The organism is Brevundimonas diminuta, assembly GCF_050310045.1.
Classification (GTDB): Bacteria; Pseudomonadota; Alphaproteobacteria; order Caulobacterales; family Caulobacteraceae; genus Brevundimonas; species Brevundimonas diminuta_F.
The window spans coordinates 1,827,546-1,843,041 of record NZ_CP190005.1; the positions used below are offsets into that span (position 1 = coordinate 1,827,546).

Consider the following 15,496-nt stretch of genomic DNA (forward strand, 5'->3'; position numbering starts at 1 on the left):
ACCTCAGATTCCGTCGCGGAAAACCCGACTAAAATCGTTTCCAGATTCCGATGACCGGGCCCCTTCCCGCAGGAATTTCACGCCCGCCTGCCGTTTGGCGCCATCCCGCCTGAAGACGCCAGTCGCCGAACCGGCGAACCACAGACGTTTCGACCGACAACCAGCGCGCCGAACCATCGCCATCCGCCGCGCCTGCAAAGGCCTGCGCCATCACCATCCAATCGGAATTGAGGTGAAGGCCCGCCGTGGCGTCCACCCTGGTCTCGTCCGGCAATCCCGCACGCCAGCGACGCGCCGCCTGAACCTCCACGAAGCCGTCACGAGCCAGCCACGGCCCCGGGCCGAAGGACCGTCCGACCAGAAGGCGCGCCTCGACATCGCTGTCTCCCTCACCGGGCGGCGCATAACCCGCATTGCGCCCCACGCCGCCCCGCGCATGGCCCACATAGACAGCCGCGACATTGCGATCGTCGCGATAGGCCTGCCACCGCACGCCCGCCTCCACCGGCCCGCGCCCCTGATAGTTGATCCATGCGTCCTGACCGTCCTGCCACTCGCCCTTGACCTGAAGGGTCAGACGATTGGTCAGCCCGTATTCGATCAGGACGCTGGCCGAAACATCCCGGCGTCCGCCCGGCAGATCAACCCGGCCGCCGCCGGCGTCCAGAGCCCTGTCCGTGCGCATATCCTCATATTTGACGATGACCTCGCCATGGCCCTTAGCCGGGCTCCATGCTCCGGCGCAGGCGGCCCCGGCCGAGGACAACGCCATCACCCCCGCCACAAGACCGACGCCGCGCTTCCCCCCCACGGCCCCGCCTTTTCTAAATGTCGTAGCCGGGCGATTTCCGCTCAAGCTGACGCAGCGCCCCCGGCCAGGCCAGGGATGACACAAAGACGATGCCCCTGCCCTGCTCCTTCGTCTCGGCCTGGGCCGCGTCAGGCGCGATCAGCACATTGTCGCGTCCGGCCGACAGGGCCGCCACCTGCTGGGCGCAGGCGCGCTCAAGGAAGAAGATCCCGACCCACGCCTCGGCCGCCGTATTCCCGACCGCCAGGGTGCCGTGATTACGCAGCAGCATCAGCGGCTTGTCGCCCAGATCGGCCACCAGACGTTCGCGCTCGTCATGGTTCAGCGCCAGACCTTCATAACCATGATAGGCGACCTGATGCTGCAACAGGCAGGCGTTCTGGCTGATGGGCAGCAGACCATCCTTCTGGGCGGCGACGCCGACGCCATTCACCGTATGCAGATGGATGACGAAATGCGCCTCTTCACGGGCGGCATGGACGGCGGAGTGGATGGTGAAACCAGCCGGATTGATGAAGCTGGTCGTGTCCTGAACCACATTGCCGTCCAGATCGACCTTCACCAGCGAAGACGCTGTAATCTCATCGAAATACCAGCCGTAGGGATTGATGAGAAAGTGATGCTCAGGTCCCGGTACACGGGCCGAGATGTGGGTGAAGATCATGTCGTCCCACCCATGCAGCGCCACCAGACGATAAAGCGCCGCCAGCTCGACCCGCGCCTTCCACTCCGCCTCGGACACCTGGGATTTCAACGACTGCGCTGCATCCGTCATGAAGACCGTTCCCTATCAATGTTCACCTTGAGCCTCCCCCCGTGCAGGTCAGCCGTCAATACCGCCCAAAACCAAGATTTCATTAACCTCGTTTTCATCGTCAACAGCCAAGCTGGATGTCAGCGGACCGTGCTTCGCCGCCCGTCGCTTCTGTTGGAGAAGGCGTGAACTTGGACCCGGTCAGGACGCTCGCCGCCCCTACGTCGCATGAAGCCCTGCCGCTGGCGGACCTGCACCAATTGATTCCCCTTGCGGCGCGGCGTTCGCCGCCCGAACGCCAGACCCTGTTGCTGGGGCTGGCCGACATCTACCAGACGGTCGGAGGCGAGGCCCGCGCCCCGGTCGGCCTGACCGAAATCTTCACCATCATGGTGCGCGAGGCTGAACAGGACATCCGCCGCGCCTTGTCCGAACGGCTGGCTGACGCCGCATGGGCGCCCGTCAGCCTGATCCGAGAACTGGCCGCCGACGCTGTCGAGATCGCCCGACCGGTGATCGCCGCCAGTCCTCTGCTGAACGATGCCGATCTGCTGCACCTGCTGTGTCACGCGTCGCGGGATCATCAGATTCAGATCGCCCTCAGACCCGGCCTGCCCGCCCCCGTCGGCCGGGCCATACTGGACGCCGCCGATCCGGCCGTCATGACGGCGCTGGCCGCTAACCGTACTGCGCGTCTGGATCAGGGCGACATCACCCGCCTGGTCGACAAGGCGCGCACGGTGGCCGCCTTGCGCGCACCGCTGACGCGCCATCCGGGGTTGAGCGAGACCCTGGCCCTGCGCCTCTATCAATGGGTCGGCGAGGCGCTGAAGCAGGCGATCTGCCAGCGCTTCAGCCTGGACGAAGCCCGGTTGGCCGAAGCCGTCGCCCACGCCTCCGACAGCGCCATGGAGGATAATCAGGAACAGGCCGCCGCCCGGCTGGCGGCCAAGCTGCACGCGGCGGACCAGTTGCGCCCCGCCGCCCTGATCCGCGCCTTGAGAGAGGACAGGCTGCCGCTGTTCCTGCACGCCCTCAGCCTGCTCAGCCGTCTGGATGTCGAAATGCTGCGCCGCGCCCTGCAGGCGGACAGCGCCCGCCCGCTGTTTCTGGCCTGTATGGCGGCAGGACTGGACCGCGCCGCCCTGCCTGCGCTGCTGGGCGATGTCCGGCGCCTGAATGAGGGGCGTCCGCTCGACCGTGACGGCGCTGACGCCCGCCCGGCCCAGCGGCCTGCGGCGCAGGCGGCCTATGAATTCCGACGCCTGATCGGGCCGGATGCTGATGTGAAGGTTTGACAGGACCCTCCGGCTCGGCTTGCGTGGCGCCGTGACCCAGACCTTCCTGCCCACCGCCATCACCTTTGTCGCCAGCGACCGGCCCGAGGCCGAAGACGCCCGCAAACGGCTGAGCGCGCGTTATGGGTCGGTGCCTGCCGCGGAAGCTGAGGTCATCGTCGCCCTGGGCGGCGACGGCTTCATGCTGGAAACACTGCACAACAATCTTCAGCTGCGCACCCCGGTCTATGGGATGAACCGCGGCTCAGTCGGCTTTCTGATGAACGACTATGAGGAAGACGACCTGCTGGACCGGCTGGCGCAGGCCGACCGCACCGTGCTGCACCCCCTTCAGATGGACGCCTGGGTCGACAGCGGTCAGGTCCACAGCGGCCTGGCCATCAATGAAGTCTCGCTGCTGCGCCAGACCCGCCAGAGCGCCAAGCTGCGCATCAGCATCAACGAAAAGGTGCGGCTGGAAGAACTGACCTGCGACGGCTGTCTGGTGGCGACCCCGGCGGGGTCGACGGCCTATAATCTTTCGGCGCACGGACCCATCATTCCGCTGGACGCGCCCAGTCTGGCGCTGACGCCGATCAGCGCCTTCCGCCCCCGACGCTGGCGCGGCGCCCTGCTGTCGCACACGGCGCGCGTGCGCTTCGACGTGCTGGAGCCGGACAAGCGCCCGGTCAGCGCCACCGCCGATAATTTCGAGGTGCGCCGCGTGTCGCGCGTCGAGGTGCGCGAACGTCGCGACATCACCCTGACCATGCTGTTCGATGCGGGCCGCTCCTATGAAGAACGGGTCATGGCCGAGCAGTTCGCCGCCTGAGCGGAAAGACCTCGACAAGCGTCACAGGTTTTTAAGCCTCTCCGGCCAGACTGGATTTTACAGTTCAGGAGTCGCTTTGTGGCCAACCCACCTCACTTCATCCGCCCGCCCAATCCCCTGCGCGCAAAAGTCGGCGGCGGCTTCGGCGGCATCGACGCCAGCGCCATCGCCCGCGCCGAAGAAGCGCTGAAGGCCATGTCGGCCCAGTTCGGCCAGTGGCTGAACGACGAAGTGACCAAGCTGGACAAGGCCCAGTCCGACATCCGCGCTCAGGGCTACACCCCCGAAACGGCCGAGGCCCTGTATTTCCGCGCCCATGACCTGAAGGGTCTTGGCTCCACCTATGAATATCCGCTGGTCACGCGGATCGCCGCATCGCTGTGCCGTATGCTGGACGACGCCGAAAAGCGCATGCAGGCGCCTCTACCCGTGGTCGACGCCCACATCGACGCCATCAAGGCCGTGGTGCGCGACAGGATTCAGACCGAAGACCATCCCGTCGGCCGCGATCTGGTCGAGACGCTGGAAGCCCGCGTGGCCGAACATCTGGGCTGACAGGTAAAGGGCGCCGCCGTCAGGCTGCGTTGGCGGCGTCCATCACGTCACGGCGCGCGGCGCCCGACGGCGCATCCAGCCGCTCCAGCAGATAAGCCAGATCTTCGCGCGGCGCGTCGGGCCTCTGACTCAGAAAGCGTTCAAGCATACGCTGGCGGAACAGATCCCCACGCATATGGCCGCCCTCGGCGTGAAGCGCGCGCCATGTGTCGACCCCCGCGCGGAAGGCCTGGAACAGGCGCGGCGGCATCCCCGCGCGGTCATAGATCGCCTTGAGGCCCAGCGGTCCCGCATCATGCACCATCAACCAGGCGCGGTGATGCGGCGTGCCCGCCAGTTCGGCCAGCGCGTGCTCGAACAGGCCGATCTGTCCCCTCGCCAGCGCCCGCAACAGCAGCGACGGCGTCAGCGCCCGACGGTTGTTCAGGCCGACCACAAAGCCGGACAGATCATCCGCGCCGCATGCCTGATCGATCAGATCGACCGTCGCCCGCTCACGCGCATAGTCCGACAGCTGAATGGCGGTTTCCGGCGACAGGGCGTGATGCGTGACCAGATGATCGCGAACCGTTTCGCTGGCCAAGGCGACCAGACGTTCCGTCACCGACAGCGGCAACACCTGACGATAGGCCAGGGCCGAAATCACCTCGGGCGCGTCGCTGAAGCGATCCAGGGCGACGCCCAGCGCCGCCTCGGACATGTCGGCGTTGTCGTTGGCGGCCAGTGCGGCCACCGCCTCCTGCCTGCCTTCGGACGCCAGCACGGTCGCGACGTCGCGCGGCACGCGCGGGCGCGAGGCCACCGCCACCTGCCGTAGTGCCGTTCCGGCGCGCACGATCTCGATCAGGTCGTCGTCGGTGAAGGCCGGGCAACTGTTGATGATGGGCAGGGCCACGCTGTCCACATCCCCGGCCAGTCGGCGCGCCGCTTCGCGCGGCATGAGGTCGGACGCCTTCAGCGTCACCGCCACGGCCCGGCGCACCAGTTCCGCCGCATCCAGCGCCAGCACCAGCAGGATCTTCTGCGCCGCCTCGCGCTCGACATCGTCCAGCGCCATGCGTTCCATGTTGCGGCACAGCTTATGGGCGGCGGCCGCGCGCTCGTCTTCCAGATCAGACTTGATCAGGCGCCGGATGTCGCTTTCCGTCAGTCTGGCGCGGTAGGCGGTCATGGCTCGAAGGCTCACGGCTGGCGAGGAATCAATCGTCACCTGTAGCGTTACATAGTTAACAGCCTCTTAGGAATGAGGCGAAAGCTTGGTCACGTAAGCTTGTCCGCAGGCGGAGCGAAAGCGCCGCCGAATCCCCCGCCCGATCCCTGTCCGTCCTGACCCAGCAACAGCGCCAGCAGGCTCTGATCCTGCTTCAACCGATCCATGCGCGCGGCCAGCATCCGGTCCTTTTCGCTGAGGTCCGGCGCCGCCTTGCCTGAACCCGCGCCCAGCGCAGGCATGGCCTCGCCCGCCGTGCGTTGCAGGTTGGCGTGAACCTCGGCCGCCGTCGCCGCACGGCCGTTACGGTAGAAGATCGAGCGGTTCGCCGCCGCCGCTTCAGGGAACAGAGCCGCGGCGTTCGCCTGTGGTCGCGACTGCACCGCCTCCAGCAGCTTGGCCGCCCCCGCCGGGCCAAGGAAATGCGCGGCGTAAAGATCGCCCGCCGCCGGTTCACGCCCCGTGCGGCCGCGCAGATAGGCGGCGTTCGACGCCGTCAGCTCGCCCGCCATGGTCGAGGCGGCATGAGGATCGAAGCGCAGGTCCAGCACGACATTGCGGGCCGATCCGCGCACCTGCCAGCGCCCGTCGCCGCCCTGATAGATCAGGTCCGCATACTGGCCGTAGCCGTGCTTGGCGCCGTGCTGCTTCACCGTACCCAGCCAGGTCTGCTCGATGAACTGAAACAGGCCAGAGGCCGAAGACGTCGGCGCCCGCGCATTGGGGTTCATCGCGCTTTCGCGGCGCGCGGTCTTCATCAGAAAGTCGAAATCCACGCCGGTCGAGGTCGAGGCGCGCCGGATCGCCGCCTCCACGCCGCCGGATGATGGAATCGCTTTCACGGTCATATGTGAACGGTCGCTAACCTCGGTAAACGAAACATTAACAGACCAGCTTCGCCGTTAACAATTCGAAGCGCCACAATAAGGCCGCAACCCAAGCGCGAACATCGTCATGTGGGCGCTGGGGAGGGCCTGCGACAGGAGGCGCGTAGTCATGATGATGCGTATCGCCGGGGGCCACGGCGTGGTCACCCCCCTCAACTTCCAACAGCACAGGAAGCCCTTGCCTGTATGGGTGTGGGCGATGATCGGCGCCTCGGCCCTGGTCCACGTCGGCGCTGGTCTATGGCTCTATCACCAGCGGTTCGAACTGGCCGATATCCCGCCAGCAGCCAGCGAGCCGCCGCCCACAGTCATCGAGCTGATCCGACCGCCGCTGCCGCCCAAGCCAGAAACGCCGCCAAAGGCTTCACCTGCGCCGACGCCGCCGATCCATCGGCCGACGCAGGTCATGCCAAGCGACGTCGCCCCTCTCGAGGTTCCAGTCGCCCCCGTGGTCAGCCATGACGCCGGGCCGTTCATCACCCTCACCGAACCGGCGGCCGAGCCTTCGACGGGAACCACGGTCGCACAGGAGCCGCCCAAGCCCGCCCCCGTCATCACCCAGCCCGACTGGGTGCGGAAGCCGACGGCGGATCAAATGATGCGGGCCTATCCGTCCGCTGCCGAGGCGCGTGGGATCGGCGGCGTGGCCGAACTGTCCTGTCTGGTGCGGGTGGACGGCAGCCTGACCGGTTGCTCGGTCACGTCCGAGACGCCTGGCAATCAGGGCTTCGGCCGAGCGGCGGTGAGTTTGAGCCGTTACTTCCGGCTCAGCCCGCGCACGGTGGACGGTCAGGCGGTCGACGGCGCCCGCGTCACCATGGCCATCCGCTTCGACCTGCCCAAGGATTAAAGGAACCGCGAGGGATGGAGGGTCGGCTCGGCGACGGGCCGGCCCTCTATCGCATCGGCGACGACAGCGCCGATCAGCGGCCCCAGCAGCCAGCCGTTTCGGCGCGGCCCCAGCGCGACATGAAAGCCCGGCGCGACTTGCCCCGCCATCGGCAGGCCGTCCGGCGTCGTCCCCCGCACCCCTGCGCGCCAGTCGATCGTCAGCGGGCGCGGCGCCTGATCCATCACCTTCCATGCAGCGGCCAGCATGGCTTCGCAGCGCGCGGCGTCGGGCGTTGTCGACCGCTCGCCCGGCTCCATCGTCGCCCCGATCACGCTGCCCTCGCCCATCGGCGCGACATAGGCGCCCGGCCCGCGCACGACGTGATCGACCAGCCTCTCCTTCACCAGACCGATCTGGCCGCGAATGGGCGTGATGCGGGCGACCGCCGCGCACGCCTCAGGCGGCAGGCCCTCCAGCGCCGGATCAGCGCCGGTAGCCAGAATCAGATGCTCCGCGCGCACGGCGCCCGCCGTCGTCTCGACCCGCCAGCCCTGCCCATCGCGTGACACGCTCTGCGCCCGCGCTTCGATCACCGTCAGTCCCTGCGCCAGCGCCGCCAGCGCCTGAGGCGGATCGACCTTGGCGTCCTCAGGCGTCGTCAGGCGCGCGGAGGCGGCGTCATACTGATGCTGAAAGCCCAGAGCCGCCATCCGCGCCGCCAGTTCGGCGACGTTTCCGCCGCGCCATTCAGCCAGATCGCCATACAGGCGCACGCCCGTCGCCTCTGCGAAGGCGGGCCACAGGTCGCGCGCGCGACGCAGCACCTGCGCCGCCTCGGGCGACAGATCGTCGATGGCGCATTCCATGGCGGGCGCGATCATGCCCGCCGCCACGGCCGAGGCGTTGACGCCGCCCGGATCGACCACCGCCACGCGGCGTCCGCGTCGTCTCAGCTCCGCCGCCGCGCACAGGCCCAGCGCGCCCGCGCCGATGACAATGGCGTCGAAGAAAGGTTCAGGAGAATTAGAAAGGGGCACGGGATGTCCTTCGACCTCCCGCGCCCCGATTTCAACCGTTGAGGACGGTCTTTTATTCAGCCGCCAGCTTGGCCGCGCGCGCCTCTTCCAGACGCTTGGTCAGGGCGGCGTGCTGGTTCCACAGGGCCTTGGGCAGGCGATCGCCGAACTTCTCGTAGAAGGCGGGGATCAGGGCGGCTTCCTCGGTCCAGACGTCGGCGTCGACGTCCAGCAGGATCTGCAAGTCGGCGTCCGTCAGCGTCAGACCCGACAGGTCCAGCGCCGCCTTGGACGGCACGCGGCCGACCGGGGTGTCCACGGCCTCAGCCTGACCTTCCAGACGCTGGACGATCCATTTCAGCACGCGGGCGTTGTCGCCGAAGCCCGGCCAGACGAACTTGCCTTCGTCGTTCTTGCGGAACCAGTTGACGAAGAACAGGCGCGGCAGCTTGGACGCATCGGCCTTCTCGCCCATCGACAGCCAATGGCCGAAATAGTCGCCCATGTTGTAGCCGCAGAACGGCAGCATGGCGAAGGGATCGCGGCGCAGTTCGCCGACCTTGTTCTCGGCAGCGGCGGTGCCTTCCGACGCCACGGTCGAGCCCATGAAGACGCCGTGCTCCCAGTCATAGGCTTCCGTCACCAACGGCACGGCCGAGGCGCGGCGACCGCCGAATAGGATGGCGTCGATCGGCACGCCCGCGGGGTCTTCCCACTCAGGCGCGATGGACGGGCACTGACCGGCCCAGACGGCGAAGCGCGAGTTCGGGTGCGCGGCAAGCTCGCCCGAGGCAGGATCGTGCGGCTGCCCCTTCCAGTTGGTCAGACCTTCCGGCGCTTCCTTCGACAGGCCTTCCCACCAGACGTCGCCGTCAGCGGTCAGAGCCACGTTGGTGAAGATGGTGTCGCGCGTCAGCGTCTCGAGCGCGTTCTTGTTGGTGTTGCGGCTGGTGCCCGGCGCCACGCCGAAGAAGCCCGCTTCCGGGTTCACGGCGTACAGGCGGCCATCGTCGCCGAAGCGCATCCAGGCGATGTCGTCGCCGACCGTCTCGGCCTTCCAGCCGTCCAGCGCCGGTTGCAGCATGGCCAGGTTGGTCTTGCCGCAGGCGCTCGGGAAGGCGGCGGCGACATACTTCACCACGCCTTCAGGGCTGGTCAGCTTGAGGATCAGCATGTGCTCGGCCAGCCATCCTTCGTCGCGGGCCATGACCGAGGCGATGCGCAGGGCGTAGCACTTCTTGCCCAGCAGGGCGTTGCCGCCATAGCCCGAGCCATAGGACCAGATTTCGCGCGTTTCCGGGAACTGGACGATCCACTTGTCGTCGTTGCAGGGCCACGGCACATCGGCTTGGCCCTCGGCCAGCGGGGCGCCCAAAGTGTGAACCGCCGGGACGAACTCGCCGTCAGCGCCCATCAGGTCCAGCGCCGCCTTGCCCATGCGGGTCATGACGCCCATCGACACGGCGACATAGCCGCTGTCGGTGATCTCGACGCCCAGGGCGGAGATCCTGGAGCCCAGCGGGCCCATGCAGAACGGCACCACATACATGGTGCGGCCCTTCATGCAGCCGTCGAACAGGCCGTCCAGACGGGCGCGCATCTCGACCGGATCGGACCAGTTGTTGGTCGGACCGGCGTCGTCGGCGTCCTGCGAGCAGATGAAGGTGCGGCTCTCGACGCGGGCCACGTCCTTGGGATCCGAGGCGGCGTAGTAGCAGCCGGGGCGCTTGGCCTGATCCAGTTCCTTCAGCGTGCCCTTGCCGATCAGATCGGCGATGATGGCGGATTTCTCGGCGGCCGAGCCGTCGCACCAGTGAACACGGTCCGGCTTGGTCAGGGCGGCGATCTGCTCGACCCAGGCGACAAGGCCCTTGTGTTCGGTGGGCGCCGGATGGAGTCCGGGAATCGATTGCGTCACGTCTTGCTCTCTCCTGAACGGGCGCGCGGCGATCTGTCGTCACCGTCACGCCATAAGCTGATCACGCTGTGTAACCGGGCCAATGAACCCGCGCGAACGTAAGGTCAACCGCTGCACGTTTCATTCCCCCGTTATCCGGCCGTCGCGCGCCGGACGCACATTTAAATCGTCATACGGCCCTGCGCGGGCTATCTCCTTCGGCGTGAAGAGCATGGATTCTGTAAAGTCGACGCCGGACGGTTTTCCGAAGGGCGGTCTGTTCTCGCCGGCGGCCGAGCGTAATGGCGCGGCCATACTGGACATTCTGCGCGCCCATCTGCCTGCGCGCGGACGGGTGCTGGAAATCGCCGCCGGATCCGGCCAGCACGCCGCGGCCTTGGCAACAGCCCTGCCCGGCCTGAACTGGACGCCCAGCGACCCGAGCCCAGAGGCCCGCGCCAGCATCGAGGCGTGGCGAGCGCAGACAGGCGCCGCGAACCTGCAACCCGCACAGGCTGTCGACATGCTTGACGAAGCCAGTTGGCCCACGGGCCCGCTGGACGCCATCGTCTGCATCAACATGATCCACATCAGCCCGTGGTCGGCGGCCGAGGGCCTGATGCAACTGGCGGAGCGGTCGCTGACGCGCCCCGGCGGCCTGTTGTATCTATACGGCCCCTATCGCGAAGCCGGGATTCCGTTGGCCTCATCCAACGCCGCCTTCGACGACAGCCTGAAGGGGCGCGATCCGGCCTGGGGGCTACGCGACCGGGGCGAGGTCGAAACGCTCGCCCGGTCGCACGGCCTGGCCCTGACGCTGCGGCGAGCCATGCCCGCCAACAATCTGAGCCTGATCTTCCGCCGCGTTTAGATGGCGGCGACCACCGCCGTGAGTTCGGCGCGATCATTCAACAGGGCGATCTTCCCATCGCGGAAGGCCGCGCCCGGCGCATCAGCCGACTGACCGAAGATTTCAGCCGCCAGAGCCACGCCGTCGGCGAACGCCAGAACCGGCAGGCCCTGCGCCTTGGCCAGGCTCAGCAGCGCCTTGACCTGCACCAGACCGGCTTCATCGGCCACGCCGCCCGGAACAACGACGCCCTGAACCCGACCGCCGCTGATGTCATCAGCCGTCGCCGTGGCCAGAACCGTCAGACCGCCGGAAACCAGACTCCCGTCGCCGGTCGAGATCGGCGCCAGCGACACGCCTTCAAAGCGCAGGGCGGTCTCCATGTCGCCCAGTTCGCCGAAATCCATGCCCTTGCGCATGATCAGACCAAAGCGCAGGCGGGCGGGCGCAGGGCGGTTGCCGTATTGGCGAGAACGGGGAGCGGCAGCGGACTTGTTTTGAGCGTACAAAACGTCTCCTTCAAAGGTTATCGATCAATATTCGCAGACGATTACAAGAAATCGTCCCGCCCTGTACGCCGCAACCGGATCAAACACGGCAAACGTCGCAATCCGAATCAATCGGAAGCGAACGCGGCAAAATCATCAGGGTGACTGCTGATATAGGCTTATGATGCTCAAGGTCAACTTGGCGGTGCAAACATGAACTCAACCGCGTGCAGGAAAATCTGAACCTGACGGATGCGGCGCCGCCCTTGCCTCGACGCGCAGGCGAGCTCTACACAGCCGATCGCACCGCTGGAGAGTCTCAAGTCAGGCCATGGCCTTCACCCGCACCTATGACGGCGCCGAGCCCGTCCGCATCAACAAGTGGCTGGGTCAGAGCGGCGTCTGTTCGCGCCGCGAGGCCGAAGGCCTGATCGCCGAAGGCCTGGTCAGCATCGACGGGGAGGTCGTGCGCGACGCGGGCCGCAAGATCGAGCCGGGCCAGACCCTGACCCTGAACGACACGGGCGAGGCCGCGCTGGCGGCGGGCGTCGCCATCCTGCTGCACAAGCCGGTCGGCTATGTCTCGGGCCAACCCGAGCCAGGCAAGGTTCCGGCCGTGCGCCTGCTGACCTCCGCCAACAGGATCGGCGAGGGCGAGACCCCCGCTCGCGACGCCTCCCTGCCCCCGGTTGGGCGATTGGACGAGGATTCGCGCGGCATGCTGTTGCTGTCGTCGGACGGGGTGGTGGCCAAGGCGGTGATCGGCCCGCAGTCCGACCTCGACAAGGAGTATCTGGTCCGCGTGTCCGGCGCCGTGACCGAGGCGCGGCTGACGAAGCTACGCCACGGGCTGAAACTGGACGGCCGCCAGTTGAAGCCCGCCCGCGTCACCCAGATGGAGCCGCAGCGCCTGCGCTTCATCCTGCGCGAAGGCCGCAACCGCCAGATCCGCCGGATGTGCGAACTGGTCGGGCTGGAGGTCGTCGACCTCTACCGCATCCGCATCGGCCCGGTGAAGCTGGGCGACCTGCCGGAAGGCCGCTGGCGAATGCTGACGTCAGATGAGCGCGCGGCGCTGCTAAAGGGCTGAGCGCCCCACATTCCACTCATCCCCGCGGAGGCGGGGATCAGCGGTAGAAAGAGGTCAGCGCAACGCTTCAAACCACCGCTGCAGCAGGGTCGCCTCGGCGCGGTGGGCATCGGTGCGGGCCGCCGCTTCCTCGTCCACGCCCCAGCGCTCTTCGGTGAAGGCCTCATCCAGACGCGACAGGGTCAGCGCCGCCTCGCCCGACAGCGCCCCGCGCTGCACCGCCAGCCCCAGCACCGCCGAGCCGAACAGCGGCACCGCCGTCGCCAGCCCCGTCAGGGCGAAGTCGTCCATCTCCAGCGCCAGCGCTTCGACCCGCGCCAGAGCCTCCGGCGCCTGCGGGCGGTGGATGATGCCCTCGACCGTGTGCAGTTCGACACCCAGTTCGCGCGCGGCCCAGTCGCGCCACGGGCCCCATTCCGCCTGCTGGCGTTCAATCAAGCCCGACGGCGTCTCGGCCAGATAGCAGAGCACGTCCGACCCGGCGTAGCGGGCGATCTCTTCCGCCACGGGTCCGCGCGTCTGGCTGACCCGGTCTATGGCGGTTGAGGCCAGACGGGTGGCGGGCATGGTCCCCGGCATCAGGTGCTCGCCTTGAGCATTCCATTCGTCAGCCACGAGCCGGGCCGCCGCCTCGGTCGGCAGGACGATGGCGTTTCCGGCCGGCGTCTTGGGCGCCCGGCCGTCCAGCACGACGATCCAGCCGCCGTCGCGCGCCTCGACCTCGGCGACCTTCCAGAAACGCTGGATGCGCTCTTCGGATTCGCGAAAGCCCTTCTGGGCGGCGACATTGGGATCAAGCGAAGGAATATGGGACATGGCGGACTTCTAGGCGAAAAGCTTGGTCGAGGCGAAACGGTCCAGCGCCGCCTCAAGATCAGGAAAGTCGTCGGCGATGTGCAGCGCACCCGCCGCCGCCTGTTCCTCCACCGTGTGGAAGCCCCAGCCGACGCCCAGCGGATGCACGCCCGCCGCCACCGCCATGGCGATGTCGTGGCTGGTGTCGCCGATCATGACGGTCGAGGCGAGATCGGCCCCACAGGCTGTCATGGCGGCGCGCAGCATGGCCGGGTCAGGCTTGCCCGGCCCGTCCTCGGCGCAGTGGCTGGACAGGAACAGGTCGCTCCATTCGGGCCGCGCCAGATTGCGGGCCACGCCGCGCCGGTTCTGGCCGGTCGCCAGCGACAGCCGCCAGCCGTCCCGCTTCAACCGCCGCAGCGTCTGCATCACGCCGGGATAGAGCGGTTCTTCATGGCCCGCCTCATACATGGCGCGGAAGCTGGCCTGAAAGGCCGCGACGAAGTCGGCCAGTTCGGCGTCTGTCAGCGACGGCTCAAGTACGTGCAGGGCGTGATGCAGGCTGAGGCCGACAATCTGACGCACCCGGTCATATTCCGGCTCTGGCAGGCCCAGCGCCTGAGCCGCTTCGCAGGCTGCGCGATGGATGGAGGCCCGGCTGTCGACCAGTGTGCCGTCGATATCGAATACGGCAAGCGGAGCATCGGAAGCGATCATATCAGACAGGCACGATATCAAAGGCGACGGACAGGCGCGGTTGGTCGCCGCTGAACGGCACGGTGCCGTGCCACAGGCAGGACGGGAACAGCACCAGTTTCCCCGGCTGGGGCTTTTCATAGCGCAGAGGCGCCAGCGGCTGCGGCGTCGGGAACGGCGGCTGGGCCAACGCCAGCCAGCCCTCATGACCGCCCGCCTCGACCACCGGCGGCACGTCGATGTAACAGGCCGAAGAATACCAGCCCTTGGGGTGGATATGGTGTTCGTGGAACCCGCCCGGCGCCAGCCGCACCGACCAGCAGCCGCTCAGCCTGTAGTCGCCGCTGTTGCGACGCCGGACAGGGTCGCCGCCCTGCCCCAACCGCGCCAGATGACGACGGATCGGCCCGTCGATGGCTGTGAAGAAGACGCGGATGGCCGGGTCGTCGACCAGGGTCAGGTCCACCGGCGTCTGCGTCCCGTGACGCAGGCTCTGACCCAGCGGATGGTTCTGATAGGCGTGCTGCGCCAGCAGGGCCGTTTGCAGGTCCGCCAGATAGGCGCCCAGATCGCTCCAGCCCGGCGGCGTGTCGATGGTTTGAGCGCTGACCAGCCCGTCCAGATCATCAAGACCCAGCGCATCCGCCTGCCCCTTCACCCGGCTGGCCGTGGCGTGCAGGGCCAGCACCTTCTGATGCACCACCGGCGCGCCCGCAAGCTGGTCCAGTATTTCGAAAGCGCCGTCGGCGTCGCCCAGCGTCACAAGCGCCTCAGCCACACTCATCCACGGCTCGATCGTCTGCGGCGCCAGTTCGGTCGCCCTGCGCGCATGGCCGACCGCCAGCGCTGGATCAAAGGTCAGGGCCAGTTGTCCCGCCGCCAGTTCGACCGTGGCCGAACGCGCGCCCCCGGCCTGCGCCCGCCGCGTCAGCTCGGTCCACGCCTCGCGCGGATCGCCGCCGCCATACATCAGCACCAGCGCCAGACAGGTCAGCAGGTCGCCGTCGCCCGGCGCCGTCGCCAGCGCCTTCAGCACCGGCGCCTTGGCGGCCTCCACATCACCACCGCGCATCCAGATCAACTGGGCCAGTTCGCGCACCGCCTCGCCATAGGCCGGGCGACGTTCAACCGCCTTGCGATACGCGTCTTCCGCCTCATCCAGACGGGCGCAACCAGACAGGGCGCGCGCCAGCACCAGCCATGTTTCCGGCGCATCGCCGCCGTTGGCGAAGGCCTGATTCGCCGCTTCAATCGCCTCAGTATTGCGGCCCATATCGCCCAGCAGGGCGGCCAGGTTATGCCGGGCGGCCACGCTCTTCGGCGCCGCCTCGACCTGTGCGCGCCGGATCGCCAGCGCCTCATCAAACCGTTCCAGCGCCTTCAGAAGCTCGACCTGAAGCGATTGAACGGCTGCCCGCTCGTTCGGCGGCGTCTGCTCCAGCAATGCCAGCGCCCCGGCCAGATCTCCCTGCCCCGCCAGAGCCTGAGCGCGCTGCAGCCTCATCT

16 protein-coding genes are annotated in these 15,496 nt (G+C 67.6%); 6 read left to right on the forward strand and 10 right to left on the reverse strand.

The features are described from left to right. Window positions 1-28: 28 nt before the first annotated feature. Window positions 29-811: a hypothetical protein gene (locus tag ACORJG_RS08780; RefSeq protein WP_427788624.1), complete on the reverse strand. Its 783-nt coding sequence runs from the start codon at window positions 809-811 to the stop codon at window positions 29-31. 13 nt (window positions 812-824) lie between these two features. Next, window positions 825-1,586 (reverse strand): class II aldolase/adducin family protein, encoded by a 762-nt coding sequence (locus ACORJG_RS08785; protein ID WP_427788626.1) that lies wholly within the window; start codon window positions 1,584-1,586, stop codon window positions 825-827. 164 nt (window positions 1,587-1,750) lie between these two features. Between ACORJG_RS08785 and ACORJG_RS08790 the strand changes: the two genes are divergently transcribed. From ACORJG_RS08790 to ACORJG_RS08800, 3 genes are all read left to right on the forward strand, one after another. Next, on the forward strand, window positions 1,751-2,863 hold the full coding sequence (locus ACORJG_RS08790) for a DUF2336 domain-containing protein (RefSeq protein ID WP_427788628.1): 1,113 nt from the start codon (window positions 1,751-1,753) through the stop codon (window positions 2,861-2,863). A 31-nt stretch (window positions 2,864-2,894) separates the two neighbouring features. Next, window positions 2,895-3,674: an NAD kinase gene (locus ACORJG_RS08795; protein ID WP_427788629.1), complete on the forward strand. Its 780-nt coding sequence runs from the start codon at window positions 2,895-2,897 to the stop codon at window positions 3,672-3,674. A gap of 78 nt (window positions 3,675-3,752) precedes the next feature. Beyond that, a complete protein-coding gene (locus tag ACORJG_RS08800; RefSeq protein WP_427788631.1) occupies window positions 3,753-4,229 on the forward strand; it encodes an Hpt domain-containing protein in 477 nt (158 codons plus the stop codon). A 19-nt stretch (window positions 4,230-4,248) separates the two neighbouring features. On the opposite strand, the gene ACORJG_RS08805 is transcribed toward ACORJG_RS08800, so the two are convergent. Beyond that, window positions 4,249-5,400, reverse strand: a complete 1,152-nt coding sequence (locus tag ACORJG_RS08805) for a DUF2336 domain-containing protein (RefSeq protein WP_427788633.1) — start codon at window positions 5,398-5,400, stop codon at window positions 4,249-4,251. Window positions 5,401-5,489: 89 nt separating this feature from the next. Continuing rightward, complete coding sequence (locus tag ACORJG_RS08810) at window positions 5,490-6,287, reverse strand: transglycosylase SLT domain-containing protein (protein WP_427788634.1); 798 nt, start codon at window positions 6,285-6,287, stop codon at window positions 5,490-5,492. Between the two features lie 148 nt (window positions 6,288-6,435). Between ACORJG_RS08810 and ACORJG_RS08815 the strand changes: the two genes are divergently transcribed. Then, window positions 6,436-7,176 (forward strand): TonB family protein, encoded by a 741-nt coding sequence (locus ACORJG_RS08815; protein WP_427788636.1) that lies wholly within the window; start codon window positions 6,436-6,438, stop codon window positions 7,174-7,176. Here the strand turns inward: ACORJG_RS08815 and ACORJG_RS08820 are convergent. Then, window positions 7,173-8,195 carry an NAD(P)/FAD-dependent oxidoreductase gene (locus tag ACORJG_RS08820; RefSeq protein ID WP_427788638.1) on the reverse strand — a complete coding sequence of 341 codons (1,023 nt, stop codon included), beginning with the start codon at window positions 8,193-8,195 and terminating at the stop codon, window positions 7,173-7,175. The two genes, ACORJG_RS08815 and ACORJG_RS08820, sit on opposite strands and share 4 nt — an antisense overlap. Window positions 8,196-8,247: 52 nt before the next feature. After that, the gene (locus ACORJG_RS08825) at window positions 8,248-10,092 is read right to left on the reverse strand and encodes a phosphoenolpyruvate carboxykinase (GTP) (protein WP_427788640.1); all 1,845 of its coding nucleotides are present in this window, start codon (window positions 10,090-10,092) and stop codon (window positions 8,248-8,250) included. Between the two features lie 211 nt (window positions 10,093-10,303). On the opposite strand from ACORJG_RS08825, the gene ACORJG_RS08830 reads away from it, so the two are divergent. After that, window positions 10,304-10,942, forward strand: coding sequence for a DUF938 domain-containing protein (locus ACORJG_RS08830; protein ID WP_427788642.1), 639 nt, complete (start codon window positions 10,304-10,306; stop codon window positions 10,940-10,942). On the opposite strand, the gene ACORJG_RS08835 is transcribed toward ACORJG_RS08830, so the two are convergent. Continuing rightward, complete coding sequence (locus ACORJG_RS08835; RefSeq protein WP_427788643.1) at window positions 10,939-11,430, reverse strand: hypothetical protein; 492 nt, start codon at window positions 11,428-11,430, stop codon at window positions 10,939-10,941. The two genes, ACORJG_RS08830 and ACORJG_RS08835, sit on opposite strands and share 4 nt — an antisense overlap. Before the next feature lie 310 nt (window positions 11,431-11,740). Here ACORJG_RS08835 and ACORJG_RS08840 point away from each other — a divergent pair, with 310 nt between their 5' ends. After that, window positions 11,741-12,499, forward strand: coding sequence for a pseudouridine synthase (locus ACORJG_RS08840; protein WP_427788645.1), 759 nt, complete (start codon window positions 11,741-11,743; stop codon window positions 12,497-12,499). Window positions 12,500-12,553: 54 nt separating this feature from the next. Here ACORJG_RS08840 and ACORJG_RS08845 read toward each other — a convergent pair whose 3' ends face one another. Genes ACORJG_RS08845 through ACORJG_RS08855 form a run of 3 tightly spaced genes read right to left on the reverse strand, consistent with a single transcriptional unit; the run spans window position 12,554 to window position 15,494 of the window. After that, on the reverse strand, window positions 12,554-13,315 hold the full coding sequence (locus tag ACORJG_RS08845) for an ATP12 family chaperone protein (protein WP_427788646.1): 762 nt from the start codon (window positions 13,313-13,315) through the stop codon (window positions 12,554-12,556). A gap of 9 nt (window positions 13,316-13,324) precedes the next feature. Continuing rightward, window positions 13,325-14,011, reverse strand: a complete 687-nt coding sequence (locus ACORJG_RS08850; protein WP_427788648.1) for an HAD-IA family hydrolase — start codon at window positions 14,009-14,011, stop codon at window positions 13,325-13,327. A 1-nt stretch (window position 14,012) separates the two neighbouring features. Next, window positions 14,013-15,494, reverse strand: coding sequence for a putative 2OG-Fe(II) oxygenase (locus ACORJG_RS08855; protein WP_427788650.1), 1,482 nt, complete (start codon window positions 15,492-15,494; stop codon window positions 14,013-14,015). Window positions 15,495-15,496: the final 2 nt, after the last annotated feature.